The sequence below is a fragment of the Microbacterium sp. NPDC076768 genome (genome assembly GCF_040687205.1).
Classification (GTDB): Bacteria; Actinomycetota; Actinomycetes; order Actinomycetales; family Microbacteriaceae; genus Microbacterium.
Genome location: NZ_JBFBMU010000001.1, coordinates 1060002 through 1072635, shown reverse-complemented (window position 1 = coordinate 1072635; position 12634 = coordinate 1060002). Strand labels below are relative to the sequence as shown.

Below are 12634 nucleotides of genomic sequence, written 5' to 3'. Positions count from 1 at the left end.
CTGGCGGGCAACGCACACTCGGGCACCGGCAGCCGCCGGGCCCCATCACTGACCCTTGGAGAACCCTCATGAAGATTCGACCCGCGGCGATCGCCGCACTCACCCTCACCGCACTGCTCGCCCTCGCCGGCTGCGCGGGAACCACCGGATCCGACAACGGCATGGAAGGCATGGACCACGGCGGCAGCTCGTCCGCGCCCGCAGAGACAGCAGATGCGAATGACGCCGACATCATGTTCGCCAGCATGATGAAGGAACACCACGCACAGGCCATCGAGATGTCCGACGTCCTCCTCAGCAAGGACGGCGTTGACGAGCGCGTCGTCTCTCTCGCCGAAGAAATCAAAGCCGCTCAGGAGCCCGAGATCCAGCAGATGGACCAGTGGCTCGAAGACTGGGGCGCGGAGATGGACAGCATGGAGGGCATGGATCACGGCAGCGGCATGATGTCCGAAGAGGACATGCAGGCCCTCGAAGATGCCGCCGGTCCCGATGCGGGGCGTCTGTTCCTCGAGCAGATGATCCAGCACCACGAGGGTGCCGTCGACATGGCGCAAGACGAAGTCGACAACGGTCAGAACAGCGACGCCGTCGCACTGGCCGAGACCATCATCGACACGCAAACGGAAGAGATCGCCACCATGAAGGAGATCCTCGCAACTCCGTGATCCACGGGTGGGGTGCGGGACTCCCGCACCCCACCCATAGATCTGTTTGCGGACACCATCATGCGAACCCTCAAGAACTTCACCCTGCCTACTTCCCGCCTGCGACGTCGCGGAGCACTCACGATCGCTACGACAATCGCGGCCAGCATCGTGCTCGCCGGGTGCACAGCACCTGCCGAGCCGACCACCGGACACGACCACGCCACCACCATCGAACACGTCCACGCGATCGTGCCTGACCCCTCAGGAGACGGCTACCTACTGGGCGCCCACGACGGGATCTACACGGCCACGCTTGACGGCGAAATTGGCGACCGCGTCCAGAACACCGACTTTGACGCGATGGGCCTCACCGCCATCGGGGATACCCTCATCGCGTCTGGACACCCCGGGCGAACGACTGCCCCCGAACTCGGTTCCCCCAACCTCGGAATCATCCGAAGCGACGACAGCGCCCGATCCTGGTCACCGGTCTCGCTCACCGGAGAGAAGGACTTCCACGCTCTCGCCGCCGGCCCGGACGAGAGCCTGTACGGGCTTGCGTCAGACTCCATCGAACTGCTCCGCAGCGACGACACCGGACAGACATGGTCGCCCGCCGGGGAAGTCGTCGCGGTCAACCTCGCCATCGACGCCGCAGGGCAACTGTTCGCCGCCACACCCGACGGGCTGCAAGTCAGCGCGGATGAGGGCGCCACGTTCACCACCGTGAACGATGCACCGCTGCTCTACCTCCTCGCCGCTTCACCCGATAGCAAGCGCCTCGTCGGTGTCGGCAACGGCGGACAGATCTGGGTCAGACCCGCATCAGGCGCGGAGTGGGTTCCCGCCGGCACAACCCACGGCTCCGCACAAGCGATCACCATCACGAACGGCGGCGACATCTTGGTCTTCGATCAGAGCGGACTCACTGCGCTGCCCCGCTAGGCCGCCCCGAACGGTCACAATCTTTCCCGGGTTCGGATCGCAGCAACGACTTGGGCTGAGGTAGCCGATCCCAGGGGTTACTTACACCAAAGTGCTCGTCCGAGTTTGGCGCTCCCATGCCTGCGTTGCGAGCTGCACGGCGTCCCATGGGGAGCCGAGCGGGGGCGTGCAGGAGAGGTCGAGGTCACTCATCGTTGCGACGGTCATGCCGTGGTGCAGAGCCGTGGCGTAGGTGTCGACGCGCTTGGAGATCTCCGCACCGCGGGTGCCGACGAGCTGCGCGCCGAGCAGCAGACCCCTTTTGTTCCCCTGTGCGCGTGCGGTCGGGTGGCGTTGTCCCTGTACTTGCTGCATGGCGGCCTCATCGCGCTCTGGAGTAACGCGTATGGCCGCTCTGCAGAGAACTTCTACTTGGGCTGGCTGGTGATCGTTCCGGGCATGATCGTGGTGGGTTGGCTGTGGTGGCGCTTCGCCGGAACTGGCCCAGTTGAATGGGCGATGGGCTGGCTCAGCGGACGTCCCAAGACTTCCTCGTTTCGCCGGTAGAACCAGCGCGTGGCTCACGAGTTCGCAAGGAATCTTGATTGGTGGGGCTGGTAGCATCCTGAGGTCATGGTCGTCTACGGTCGCACTCGCAACTGCGCCAGCCGCGCCGACGATTTCCTGATAACGAAGATCATTACAGCCCTCGGGCTGGCGCTTCTTCTCGTTGTCGGAGCATGGCCGGGCGGCCACCGTGACGCGACGGACGCGACTCCGTATGTGAGCACGACATCCTCGTCGTCACTAGGAACGCCTTCCGCCGGCCATGTCTCGGCGGGTTCGGGTGAAAGCGTTGCCGGCGCGACCGCCGAACAATTCGTGACCGGGGACACAGCAAACGACATCATGATCGGTGTTGCCGGGTGCCTCTTGGGTATCATCTGCTGCTTCTTGGTGCTCATCGTCACGCGGACCTTCCTCCGTCACGTCCCCTCTTCTCGCATTCGCGAACGTTTGCCGCGCGCACCATCACTGGCGGCCATGACGGGGCGCCTGTTCGCATTGCCTCCTTCTCTCACACAGCTTTCTCTGTCGCGGACCTGACCCTGGCGGCGCCATCTTTTCGATGGCGCTCCACTGGTCGTCCTCGTTCGTTGTGTGTGTTTGGAGTGTCTATGAAATCTTCCGTGAAAGCGGTACTTGTCACCGTGGCTTTTGCCGTGGTGTTGCTGGTCGTCGCGCTGGTCTTCGTCCTCATCAATCAGAATCAAGCTGCCGCACCCGAGACGGGGCCCGCTGATGGTCCACAGGTCGTCCGTGAGAACTCGCATGTCCTCGATGACGGAGGGGAAGGGGCGGTGACGGTTGTCGAGTTCCTCGATTTCGAGTGCGAGGCCTGCGGTGCTTTCTATCCCCTCGTCGAGGATCTCCGCGGCAAGTTCGATGGCGAGATCACTTACGTGATCCGCTACTTCCCGCTGCCGGGTCACCTCAACTCGAAGAACGCCGCGATCGCTGCCGAAGCCGCAGCGCAGCAGGGCCGCCTCGAAGACATGTATCACCGCCTGTTCGAGACGCAGCCTCAATGGGGTGAGGCTCAAGAGTCGCGGGCGGACCTGTTCCGGGGGTTTGCGGAGGAACTCGGATTGGACATGGCCGCGTTCGATGAGGCTGTCGCTGATCCTGCGACAGCAGAACGGGTTCAATTTGATCTAGACGAGGGTGAGCAGCTCGGTGTCAGCAGTACCCCCTCGTTCTTCATCGATGGGGAGCCTGTCGTACTGGAGACGTGGACCGATCTGGAGGACAGCATTGAAGCCGCGGTGAACGGTGCTGAATGATGGCGCATTCGCTATCGCACCGTCGCGTCATCATCGTTGGCGCCGGGCACTCCGGATTGGCGACAGCCGCCGCGCTCAGGTCCTCCGGGTTTGAGCCACAGAAAGACTTCGTGATCATCGATTCTGCACCCCCCGGTCAACGAAGCTGGGTCACACGGCGGCAGTCGATGAAACTACGCAGTGCGGCACGCCACAGTGTCGTCCGCGGGTTCCCTTTCCCGGGCGATGAAGACCGTCATCCGAGTGCGGATGAGATGTCCGACTACCTGTCTTCGGTGGAGAAAGCCATCGGTGTGAAAACCGTGTGGAGCACACGAGCTCTTGGAGTCAACCGGTTGGGCGACGGATCCACGCTGCATCTGTCGACCTCCGCCGGGGAAGTGCAAACCCGAAATGTGGTCTGCGCAACGGGAGCTGCCGCCGTGCCGCGCATACCGGGGTGGCGCCAGGAACAAGCAGTACCCGGTTTTGTGCTGCATTCCAGCCAGTACCTCTACCCCGCGCAGGTACCCCCCGGCCCCGTGTTGGTTGTTGGCGGCGGATACAGCGGAGTGGAGATTGCTGAGGAACTCGCGTCCTCCCACGACGTCACCCTCTCCACTCGAGCGGAACCCTCACGAGTATCAGAGCGGCCCATCTGGTCAAGGCTGCGGCGTAAGGGTCCGATGTCCGAGGCACGCCCCCGCGTAGCTTCGACAGACGTCACTCATGCCGCCGCCGTAACGGAGATTCGCGGAGACACCGTGATGTTCGCCGATGGGGCGTCCATGAAGCCGTATTCCGTGGTCCTTGCGACCGGATACAGGCCGGCAGACACATGGCTGCCCGATTCGGAGCCGCCCGGGCAGCCATTGCACGTCAGTGCACGCATCCCCGGACTGTTCACTGTTGGCATGCCGCGATACTCCCGCGCGGACGCTGACACCCTCGCTGGGGCGAGTCGCGATGCGGCGACCGTCGCCCGGCTCATCGTTGGACGGCCGTAAAGGAGCACCATGACAGAAACAGGGCACAGTCACGGTATTGGTGACGCCACTCCCCGCAATCGCCTGGTCATCGCGTTCGCGATCACCTCCTCGGTCTTCATCGTCGAAGTGATCGGCGCGATCATCACAGGTAGCCTCGCACTGCTCGTTGATGCTGCACACATGCTCACCGATGTCATCGGGTTGGCGATGGCCGTCACCGCTGCGCATCTGATGAACCGTCCCCCGACTCCCAAATACACCTTCGGTCTTCAACGCACGGAGGTGCTCGGTGCGCTCGCTCAAGCAGCTCTGCTGCTCGGAGTGGGCATCTTCGCGCTCGTGGAAGGCGTACGGCGGCTGTTCGAGCCCCCTGAGATCGCTTCGGGAAGTCTGCTGTTCTTCGGCATCGTCGGTCTCGTCGCCAACATCGCCTCCATGCTCGTATTGTTCAGCGGCCGCGGACGCAATCTCAACATGCGCGCCGCGTTCCTCGAGGTCGTCAATGATGCCCTCGGTTCCGTCGGCGTCATCGCCAGCGCCATCCTCATCGCCGTTTTCGGTTGGTATCAGGCGGACGCCGTCGCGGGCGTCTTGATCGCGCTGCTCATCATTCCCCGCACCCTCATCCTGTTGCGAGCATCCGGCCGGGTGTTGATGGAGTCCACACCCGCCGGCCTCGACCTCGAGGACGTCCGCCGCCACATCCTTGCCCTTCCGCACGTGGTCGCTGTGCACGACCTCCACGCGACCCAGGTCTCGACCGACCTCCCCACGCTCACCGCCCACGTCGTGGTCGATGACACCGTCACGATGGAAGCTTCCGCCGCACTGCTGACATCACTTCAGCAATGCGTCAGCGAACATTTCGCCGTGAGCATCGAACACTCCACCTTCCAGATCGAACCCGAATCCCACCCCGGAGAGCACGACACCCATGCATAAACGCCTCTCGGCACGCACCACTGCCGTCCTCACCACCCTGTTGTTGTCGGCATCCGTCGTACTTGGGACTGCATCTCCGGCCGCCGCTCATGACGACTTCGTTTCGTCGTACCCCACCGCCGACTCGACCATCAACGGCTCCCCCGACGAGATCTCTCTGATGTTCAACGGAACCCTCACCGGTGGTGACGACGCAACGGTCGTCGAGGTTATCGATGACAGCGGAGCAAACGTCGCCGTCGACCCGCCAACGGTGAGCGGTGACTCGATCACCCAACATCTCTCCCCCGACGCCGCAACCGGCATCTTCACCGTCCGCTGGAAGACCGTCTCCGCCGACGGACACCCGATCAGCGGAGAGTATGTGTACACCGTCACGCCCGCGACGGACACGGAACCCAGCACTGCGACCACAAGCCCCACCCCTGAAACCTCCCCAACCGAGGAGCCGGAACCGGCCCGACCCGCGCAAACATACGGTGGCACGGCATCCGGCGGCGGTGCTTTCGAACTGCTGCCCCTGTTCTTCCTCTCGGGTCTGGCACTGATTCTGGGGATCGGCGTCGTGGGAGTAGTTATGGCCGGGCGCCGGCGTCACCAGCGCGACCGCGCACAGGCCGCCAAGGATGCCGCAGCTACGGAGAAAGACGCCGATGCGTGATCGAGTCCGCCGGTCGGCCGTGATGCTCATCGTCGCCGCCATCGTCATCCTGATCGATCAAGGCACCAAGACTCTTGCTCTGAACACGTTGCGGCAAGATGCGCGTATACCGCTGATCGGTGACTGGCTCGGTCTTCAACTGGCCTTCAACCCCGGGGCGATCTTCTCGCTCGGGGAAGGCTCCACATGGGTCATCACCGTCATCGGGGTCGCTGTCACCGCAGTCCTCATCGGTGCCGCCACCCGAGCCCGGAACGTGTGGTCGGCGGTTGGTTTCGGTTTCATCGTGGGCGGTGCGATCGGAAACCTCATCGATCGCTTATTCTCGCCGCCCGCGTTCGGGATCGGGCACGTCACCGACTTCCTCGCCTACGGAAACCTGTTCATCGGCAACCTCGCCGATGTAGCTCTCGGCATAGGTGCCGTATTCCTCATCGTCGCGGGTCTGCGCACAAGCCGTCGCCGACCAGACCCCGATCCCGATCCCGTCGACCCTGTACCCGCCGAAGAAACGGTTCACCCATGAGTCCCAAAGAACGCGTTCCCTCCACTTACCAGCGGAACGCCCTCGCCCCCAGCCTCGTCGCGGCCGCGATCCTGTTCCTTGCCCCGGCGCTCTTTGAGGCGAACTGGGCACCGCTCGTCCTCTTCATCGCCTCAATTTTCGGGCTGATCGTCGCGTGGTTTGCGCTGCAGGCACGCCACTGGTGGTGGATCCCGGTCTTCTTTGCGATCGCCGTGCTCTGGAATCCGGTGATGCCATTCCCCTTCTCCGGAGTTGTGTGGACCACAGCACAGCCCATCGCGGCCGTGGTGTTCCTGGCAGCGGGTGCGACGATCAAGGTGATCCGGAAGTGAGCGGCGTGAGCTTCGTGTCACGACTATGCGTGTGAGCAACGAGATCCCCGACAGTTCCCCGTCTCTGCAGACATTCCTCGCACCGGCCGACATTCCGCTTCCGGTGCTACCCATCGTCGCGGGGATTCTCGCTGCGCTGTATCTCGTCGGAGCGATCCGATTGTGGACGCACGGGCGTCGTTGGCCTGTGTGGCGGACGGTCAGCTTTCTGCTCGGGTGCATTCTCCTCGCGGCGGTCACCGGTCTGGGCGTTGAAACGTATGGCCAGGCGCTGGTGTCCGTTTTCATGTTCCAGCAGCTCACTCTGATGATGATGGTGCCGCCGCTGCTGGTCCTCGGCTCACCCGGAACCCTTCTTCTGCGAGCAACACCGCATCACGGAGCGGGACGGGTAGTCCTGAAAACAGCGCACGGCGCTCTTCGAAACCCCGCCGCGAAGTGGGTGCTCAGTCCGTGGGCCACTGTCCCGCTCTACCTGTTCGCGTTCTACGGCATCTACCTTGCGGGTGCTGCCGATGTCATCCTCACCGCGCCCGGAGGTCACGTCGCGCTCGAGGTCGGATTCCTTCTCGCCGGCATGCTGTTCACCATCCCCATCCTGTCCTCCGATCCTCTGCCGGTCAGGTTGGGTCATGGTGCGCGTGCACTGGACGTGTTTGCTGAAGCCGCGCTGCACGCGTTCTTCGGGGTGTTCCTCATGATGGCCAGTACGATCCTGGTCGGCTCATTCGTCGCCCCCACAGAGGCGCTGGGCATCGATCCCCTCGCCGACCAGCAGCTAGCCGGCGCTCTGGCATGGTCCTACGGTGAAGCCCCGACCGTGCTGATGCTGATCTACGTGATGCATCGTTGGTTCCGCAGCGACACCGCTCGTGCTGCCGCGGACGACCGGTACGCCGACGTGCACGGGAACACCGACCTCGACACGTACAACGCCTACCTCAAAAAACTGAGCTCTCATGACCGTGACCGCTGACCCGTTAGTGAGAAACGCCCTCTCCGGCCGAACAAGGCGCGGTAACCCCAGAGAGCACGATGCGCGCCTGTCAGCTGCGGTGCCCTTCCCCGTAGCGATTGTCGCGTCCGCCATCGCAGGAGGAATGCTGGATCTCGGCTACCCCGCATACGGGTGGTGGCCTGCAACGTTCGTGAGCGTAACCATCGGGCTGTGGACGCTCCGCGGACGTTCTCTCCCCAGGGCGTTCCTGATCTCCCACGTCTACGGCGCGGCCTTCTACTTCACCCACTTGGTATGGGTGTCACGGTTTCTGGGCCCCATCCCGTGGGTCGCGCTGGCTGGCTTGGAATCCCTGCTGTTCGGTGCCGGCGGCGCGCTGATCGCACTCGCCTATCGTGTCGCCACCACCCGGGCGCGACACGGGTATCGCGCGATCACTCCCGTGCTCGTCGCCGGGGTGTGGGTGCTGCGAGAAACGCTGATGGGGAGTACGCCGTACACCGGTTTCCCGTGGGCGCGCGTCGGTTTCAGCCTCGCCGAGAGCCCGCTCGCGGAGGCCGCTTCATGGGTGGGGACCACCGGGCTGTCCTTCCTGACGGTTCTCGTCTGCGCGAGCATCGTGGAGGCCCTCATCCTCCGCCGATGGGAGCCAGCAGCAGCAGCGGCGGTCATCGTCGTTGCCGCGACAGCCGTCCCTCTGTTCCCCACCGAGCAAGCGGGAATGATGCGCGTCGGATGGGTGCAGGGCAACGGCCCTAGCGGCTACTTCGACACCAGGACAACAGGTGACATCATGCGCGCGCAGGAAGAAGCGACCGCTCCTCTTCTGGACCGTGAGATGGACCTTCTCGTCTGGCCAGAAGGGGCCGTTGACGCAGATCCCCTGCGCGATGTCGCCGTCGCAGGCCGCCTTGATCGACTCGTGCAGGGTGCTGGCGCTCCGGCACTGGTGAATGCGGCGACCACTCGTGGAGCCGATACGTTCAACACCTCGATGCTGTGGACCAGCGCCGGGCCGCAGCAGCTCCACGACAAGGCCAACCCCGTCCCTTTCGGCGAATACGTTCCGGACCGTTGGTTTTACGAAGCGATCGCCCCCGACCTCATCGGATTGATACAACGCGAGTACACGCCCGGCTCCAACACACCCCTCGTGAACGTTGGCGATGTGCCCATCGGTCTGGCGATCTGTTTCGACGTCATCTACGACGACGTCATCCACCAAAGCGCGGCCTCTGGCGCGCAGATGTTCGTGTTTCAAACCAACAACGCGGACTTCAGAGGCACCGACGAGAACCTCCAACAGCTGGCCATCGCCCGCATGCGCGCGATCGAAACAGGGAGAACTGCCGTGAACGTCTCCACCACCGGGACCAGTCAAGTCATCGGCCGCGATGGACAGGTGTTGGCTCAGGTTGCGGTGGACACGACCGCGGCGAAGATCACCGAGGTCCCTCTCCGCACCGGCACGACCCTCGCCGTCGTGCTGATGCCGTGGCTCGACTGGACACTCAGTATCGGAACCGTACTAGCGCTGCTCATCATGTCGATCCGACAGCGGCGGTCGCATGCTGACGCCCAAGAAGACGGATGGATGAAGTTGTGAAGCTCAAGATTCTGACCTCTGTCGCGGCACTGTGCGCACTGCTTCTACTCAGCAGCTGCGCACCCACCGTCCACCTCGAGCCCGCAGCAAACGCGAATGACCCGCTGTGCGCAGAGGTCACCGTGCGACTACCGGACTCGATTGGCGACCAGGCTCGCGTGTGGACGGACGCTCAGGCCACCGCAGCATGGGGCACCCCCAGTAGCGTGCTCCTCACCTGCGGGTTGGAACCCCCGGCCCCCACCACGCTGCAATGTGTCAGCTTGGGGGGCGTCGACTGGATCGTCGACGAGGAGGAGACCCCGAATCTGCGGCTCACAACCTACGGCCGGGAGCCGGCTGCCCAGGTGTACGTAGACACGACCACCCTGTCGGCGGACGCGGTTCTTGAATCTCTCGCCGGGGCGATCCAGCAGCTCCCCAAGACCGGTGAATGCACGGCACCTGTGACGGAAGACCCGGACGCTCCTGGCACTGGGACGGGAGATACCACTCCATGAATCCCGTCGTTCTCCGGATCGTTGGACCAACGATTCTCGTTGTCGCCGCACTCATCGCTGTGGTGGTCGGGCTCGCAATCGGTGGAGGAGCTGCACCGAGACTCACCAGTGACCCTGGAGCGCTCGTGCGATGGGGACTCCCAGCCGCGAAGCTGTTCGTCAATCTTTCCGGTGCGGCGATGCTCGGGCCCCTGGTGCTGGCGGTGTTCGCTCTCCCCTCAGGGGGGAAACCCTTCATCGTCGCGCTAAATATTGCCTCTGCCGGCGCCGCGACCCTCACCATCACCAGCGGGGTGGTGGCTTTTCTCACCTTCCTGTCGTCATTCAATCCGCAAGTGAGCTTGGGCGCCGAGTTCGGTGCGCAGCTCGGCCGCTTTCTCCTCGACACGGAGCTGGGACGATCATGGCTTATCACCGCGATCCTCGCCTCAGTCGTGACAGTCCTCGCATTCGCTGTGCGCAGCTATGGGGCGGTGCTGTTCACGACCGTGCTTGCGGTCATCAGCCTGATACCCATGGCCACCCAGGGCCATTCGGGTGAGCTCGCCAACCACGATCCCGCGGTCATGTCCCTCGTCCTGCATGTCATTTCAGCGGCAATATGGCTCGGGGGTCTCATCCTGCTCGTCGTCGTGCGACCGATTAGCTCTCCGCACGAACTCGAAAGTGTGCTCCGCCGGTACTCTACGGTGGCGCTCATCGCGTTCCTCGGCGTCGCCATCTCGGGATACGCGCGGACGCTCACTGCCCTCGGACGGTGGGAGGACCTGGCCTCACCGTACGGCCTCATCCTCTGCACAAAGATCGGCGCGCTTCTGATCATGGGCATCCTGGGTGCCGCCTACCGCCGTCGACTCATCGCGAAAGCCAGCGAGGGCCGTGGCGCCTTCTGGATGATCGTGTGTGTCGAACTTGGTTTCATGGGTATCGCGAGCGGGGCCGCCGCAGCTCTCGCCCGCACCGCCGCCCCCGCCGATACGGTCACACTCCCGCAGACCACCGCCGCGGAGATCCTCACCGACGCACCTGTCCCGATCGAAATCACCCTGCAGAGATGGTTCACGGCTTGGAGCCCCGACCTCCTCTGGGTGCTCGTCGCGGGTTTCGGAATCTTCTTCTACCTCGTCGGCGTCCAACGCGCACGGCGCCGCGGGTATCCGTGGCCAGCCAGGCGGACGATCAGCTGGATTGCGGGGATGGGGGTGCTTCTGTGGACGACCAGTGGACCGCTCGCCGCCTACGACGACGCGCTCATCAGTCTGCGATTCCTCTCCTTCGCTCTCCTCAGTCTCGCAATCCCCCTGCTCCTTGTCTTCGCGGCGCCCGTCACCCTCGCAACCTTGGTCACCCATCCACGGGACGATGGAAGCCGAGGACCGCGGGAATGGCTTCTCTGGGCCGCCCACAGCCCGCTGGCACGGTTTACTCTGCGCCCCGTCGTCGCGGCGTCTCTTTTCGCCACATCGCTGTGGTTGATCCACTACTCCGACCTGTTCCGATGGTCGCTCTACGACCAGCTCGGAGCGGAATGGATGATCAGCCAGCTCCTCGTCACCGGGTGCCTCTTCGCACGATCGATCGCCCTAGATGCGTCCACGACCCCCGAGGGGCGGTGGCGTTTCGCCTCACTCATTGCGCTCACAGGCGTGGCCGCCTTCTTCGGCATCGCCACGATCACCCGCGCCGACCTCATCGTCGCGGAGTGGTTTGGCGCCATGGGGCGGACGTGGGGACCCACCCCCCTCCAGGACCAGGCCCTCGCCGGAGGCGCCACCTTGATGATCGCGGGAACGCTCGCAATCCTCACCGGCATCTCCGTCCTCCACACGAAACGCAACAACCGACCTACCGGTAGCACCCCCGTGCCCGCCGTACGAAAGGACCCACACCTGTGACCTCCACCCACCGCACCCGCTGGCTCGCCAGCACACTTCTTGCCCTCATCACACTGGGAATCTTGGCTACACCTGCCCCCGCTGCTCTCGCGCACGACAACCTCCTGGACACCGTGCCCGGGGCAGACGAAACCGTCGCCCAACTTGACGACGTCGCTCTCACGTTCAGCGGGGAACTCATTGACTTCAGCCAGGCCAGCTTCGCCCAAGTGCAAGGACCCGACGGCCTCTTCTACGAATCCAGCTGCTCCACCATCGACCGCAATATCCTCACCACCCCGGTCGCACTCGGAGAACCGGGCGTCTACACCGTGCTGTGGAACGCCGTCTCCAGCGACGGTCACCCCATCTCCGAGAGCTTCACGTTCACGTACGCTCCCACCGGCAGCGAGCCAGGGCTGGGATGGGACAAACCAGCATGCGGGAACGAACAATCACGGATCCAACCGGCAAAGGCGTTGCCCTCCACCGCGCCAACCACCGAACCTCCAGCGGCCGACACCCCTCCCCCGGCGGCATCCGCAGGCGAGAACGAGGTGGCTTCGATCGCGATCCCGCTCATCATCGCCGTCACTGTCCTAGGTGCCGCGGTGATCACCGCCACCGCTGTCGTACGGCAAGTGAGGAAGAAGAAACACAACAGGTTGAGCGCCGACGTCCACACGGACACGAAAGAGTGAGCTTCGTGTCAGGGCAGTCGAACTCAAGTTCGCTGCGTCAGATATGGGCCACAGATCAGAGATCATGGGCGAGTCGGCTCTACTTCTTTCCCCACGAACGGACGATAGACCAGACGGCGGGCAATGCGGGCATGGCCAATCTGTGCGC

14 protein-coding genes and 1 pseudogene are annotated in these 12634 nt (G+C 63.9%); 14 read left to right on the top strand and 1 reads right to left on the bottom strand.

The window, feature by feature from the left end; all coding sequences use genetic code 11:
* Window positions 1-68: 68 nt before the first annotated feature.
* Both AB0O87_RS05315 and AB0O87_RS05310 read left to right on the top strand, forming a co-directional pair.
* On the top strand, window positions 69-668 hold the full coding sequence (locus AB0O87_RS05315) for a DUF305 domain-containing protein (RefSeq protein WP_029259139.1): 600 nt from the start codon (window positions 69-71) through the stop codon (window positions 666-668).
* Between the two features lie 60 nt (window positions 669-728).
* Window positions 729-1595 (top strand): F510_1955 family glycosylhydrolase, encoded by an 867-nt coding sequence (locus AB0O87_RS05310; RefSeq protein ID WP_045278977.1) that lies wholly within the window; start codon window positions 729-731, stop codon window positions 1593-1595.
* Window positions 1596-1676: 81 nt separating this feature from the next.
* Here AB0O87_RS05310 and AB0O87_RS05305 read toward each other — a convergent pair.
* Window positions 1677-1892, bottom strand: a pseudogene (locus AB0O87_RS05305) (CoA-disulfide reductase); the annotation flags it as partial.
* A gap of 315 nt (window positions 1893-2207) precedes the next feature.
* Here AB0O87_RS05305 and AB0O87_RS05300 point away from each other — a divergent pair.
* The 12 genes from AB0O87_RS05300 to AB0O87_RS05245 all read left to right on the top strand — a co-directional run bounded on the left by AB0O87_RS05300 (window position 2208) and on the right by AB0O87_RS05245 (window position 12486).
* The gene (locus AB0O87_RS05300; protein ID WP_363512390.1) at window positions 2208-2681 is read left to right on the top strand and encodes a hypothetical protein; all 474 of its coding nucleotides are present in this window, start codon (window positions 2208-2210) and stop codon (window positions 2679-2681) included.
* A gap of 71 nt (window positions 2682-2752) precedes the next feature.
* Window positions 2753-3418 (top strand): thioredoxin domain-containing protein, encoded by a 666-nt coding sequence (locus AB0O87_RS05295; RefSeq protein WP_134352971.1) that lies wholly within the window; start codon window positions 2753-2755, stop codon window positions 3416-3418.
* On the top strand, window positions 3418-4404 hold the full coding sequence (locus AB0O87_RS05290) for an NAD(P)-binding domain-containing protein (RefSeq protein WP_363512387.1): 987 nt from the start codon (window positions 3418-3420) through the stop codon (window positions 4402-4404). Before AB0O87_RS05295 ends, AB0O87_RS05290 begins: the two co-directional genes overlap by 1 nt.
* A 9-nt stretch (window positions 4405-4413) precedes the next feature.
* Entirely contained in the window at window positions 4414-5328 is a 915-nt protein-coding gene (locus AB0O87_RS05285; RefSeq protein ID WP_029259133.1) for a cation diffusion facilitator family transporter, read from the top strand.
* Complete coding sequence (locus tag AB0O87_RS05280; RefSeq protein WP_051671011.1) at window positions 5321-5989, top strand: copper resistance CopC family protein; 669 nt, start codon at window positions 5321-5323, stop codon at window positions 5987-5989. Before AB0O87_RS05285 ends, AB0O87_RS05280 begins: the two co-directional genes overlap by 8 nt.
* On the top strand, window positions 5982-6515 hold the full coding sequence (lspA, locus tag AB0O87_RS05275) for a signal peptidase II (protein ID WP_029259131.1): 534 nt from the start codon (window positions 5982-5984) through the stop codon (window positions 6513-6515). Before AB0O87_RS05280 ends, lspA begins: the two co-directional genes overlap by 8 nt.
* Window positions 6512-6847 (top strand): DUF6804 family protein, encoded by a 336-nt coding sequence (locus AB0O87_RS05270; protein WP_029259130.1) that lies wholly within the window; start codon window positions 6512-6514, stop codon window positions 6845-6847. Before lspA ends, AB0O87_RS05270 begins: the two co-directional genes overlap by 4 nt.
* Before the next feature lie 25 nt (window positions 6848-6872).
* Window positions 6873-7823, top strand: a complete 951-nt coding sequence (locus tag AB0O87_RS05265; RefSeq protein ID WP_029259129.1) for a cytochrome c oxidase assembly protein — start codon at window positions 6873-6875, stop codon at window positions 7821-7823.
* Window positions 7807-9411: an apolipoprotein N-acyltransferase gene (lnt, locus tag AB0O87_RS05260; protein ID WP_363512383.1), complete on the top strand. Its 1605-nt coding sequence runs from the start codon at window positions 7807-7809 to the stop codon at window positions 9409-9411. Before AB0O87_RS05265 ends, lnt begins: the two co-directional genes overlap by 17 nt.
* Window positions 9396-9911: a DUF3515 family protein gene (locus AB0O87_RS05255; protein ID WP_055876958.1), complete on the top strand. Its 516-nt coding sequence runs from the start codon at window positions 9396-9398 to the stop codon at window positions 9909-9911. Before lnt ends, AB0O87_RS05255 begins: the two co-directional genes overlap by 16 nt.
* The gene (locus AB0O87_RS05250; RefSeq protein WP_363512381.1) at window positions 9908-11806 is read left to right on the top strand and encodes a cytochrome c oxidase assembly protein; all 1899 of its coding nucleotides are present in this window, start codon (window positions 9908-9910) and stop codon (window positions 11804-11806) included. The genes AB0O87_RS05255 and AB0O87_RS05250 overlap by 4 nt, the downstream gene beginning before the upstream one ends.
* Entirely contained in the window at window positions 11803-12486 is a 684-nt protein-coding gene (locus tag AB0O87_RS05245; RefSeq protein WP_363512379.1) for a copper resistance CopC family protein, read from the top strand. The genes AB0O87_RS05250 and AB0O87_RS05245 overlap by 4 nt, the downstream gene beginning before the upstream one ends.
* Window positions 12487-12634: the final 148 nt, after the last annotated feature.

Excerpts from the sequence above, each read along its gene's own strand:
- AB0O87_RS05315 (WP_029259139.1), top strand. The coding sequence starts at position 69 with ATGAAGATTCGACCCGCGGCGATCGCCGCACTCACCCTCACCGCACTG.
- AB0O87_RS05265 (WP_029259129.1), top strand. The coding sequence starts at position 6,873 with ATGCGTGTGAGCAACGAGATCCCCGACAGTTCCCCGTCTCTGCAGACA.
- AB0O87_RS05270 (WP_029259130.1), top strand. The coding sequence starts at position 6,512 with ATGAGTCCCAAAGAACGCGTTCCCTCCACTTACCAGCGGAACGCCCTC.
- AB0O87_RS05250 (WP_363512381.1), top strand. The coding sequence starts at position 9,908 with ATGAATCCCGTCGTTCTCCGGATCGTTGGACCAACGATTCTCGTTGTC.
- lnt (WP_363512383.1), top strand. The coding sequence starts at position 7,807 with ATGACCGTGACCGCTGACCCGTTAGTGAGAAACGCCCTCTCCGGCCGA.
- AB0O87_RS05290 (WP_363512387.1), top strand. The coding sequence starts at position 3,418 with ATGGCGCATTCGCTATCGCACCGTCGCGTCATCATCGTTGGCGCCGGG.
- AB0O87_RS05310 (WP_045278977.1), top strand. The coding sequence starts at position 729 with ATGCGAACCCTCAAGAACTTCACCCTGCCTACTTCCCGCCTGCGACGT.
- AB0O87_RS05300 (WP_363512390.1), top strand. The coding sequence starts at position 2,208 with ATGGTCGTCTACGGTCGCACTCGCAACTGCGCCAGCCGCGCCGACGAT.
- lspA (WP_029259131.1), top strand. The coding sequence starts at position 5,982 with ATGCGTGATCGAGTCCGCCGGTCGGCCGTGATGCTCATCGTCGCCGCC.
- AB0O87_RS05255 (WP_055876958.1), top strand. The coding sequence starts at position 9,396 with ATGGATGAAGTTGTGAAGCTCAAGATTCTGACCTCTGTCGCGGCACTG.
- AB0O87_RS05285 (WP_029259133.1), top strand. The coding sequence starts at position 4,414 with ATGACAGAAACAGGGCACAGTCACGGTATTGGTGACGCCACTCCCCGC.
- AB0O87_RS05280 (WP_051671011.1), top strand. The coding sequence starts at position 5,321 with ATGCATAAACGCCTCTCGGCACGCACCACTGCCGTCCTCACCACCCTG.
- AB0O87_RS05295 (WP_134352971.1), top strand. The coding sequence starts at position 2,753 with ATGAAATCTTCCGTGAAAGCGGTACTTGTCACCGTGGCTTTTGCCGTG.